Source organism: Aerococcus sp. L_32 (genome assembly GCF_050689315.1).
This window is the reverse complement of the sequence record NZ_JBOEQF010001063.1, coordinates 1-637: the sequence shown is the minus strand read 5'-3', so window position 1 is coordinate 637 and position 637 is coordinate 1. Positions and strand designations below refer to the sequence as shown.

1 protein-coding gene is annotated in these 637 nt (G+C 42.7%); it reads left to right on the top strand.

Annotated features, from left to right (window positions below):
* Positions 1 to 637 (top strand): cation:dicarboxylate symporter family transporter (locus ACRCJ0_RS18200; RefSeq protein ID WP_431391541.1); only part of this gene is annotated, 637 nt, incomplete at both ends.

Below are 637 nucleotides of genomic sequence, written 5' to 3'. Positions count from 1 at the left end.
TATCATCGGGAACGGATACGTATCCTTCTTGCAAATGCTTGTTGTACCTTTAATCTTCGTTTCACTAGTCCGCGCCTTTACCCGAGTAGAAGGTGAGAATAACCTTGGCAAAATAGGTTTCAACGTCCTAGCTGTATTAATTATCACAGTAGCCGTTGCATCCGTTATTGGCTTATCCATTGCCTTACTATTCAACTTAGACGGTGCAGAATTTACCCAAGGGGCAGCCGAAACAGCACGAATCGCTTATATCCAAGAGCGCCAAGCTGAAATCGCTGATACAACCCTACCGCAACAAATCCTGTCATTTATCCCAACAAATATCTTTGAAGACTTAGCGGGCTTACGTCAATCAAGTAATATCGCAGTAGTGATCTTTTCAGCATTCGTTGGTGTCGCTTATCTAGGTGTCGCAAGAAAACACCCAGAAGAAGCTTCATACTTTAAGAAAATGATCGATATGTTAGACGCCATCGTTTCACGTATCGTGACATTGGTCTTGAGAATGGCGCCTTATGGTATCTTTGCCTTAATGGTTAAAGCCATGGCATCATCAAGCTTCCAAGCCCTATTGAATATGGCCACATTCGTTATCGCAGCTTACGTAGCCATTATTATTATGTTCGCAATTCATGCC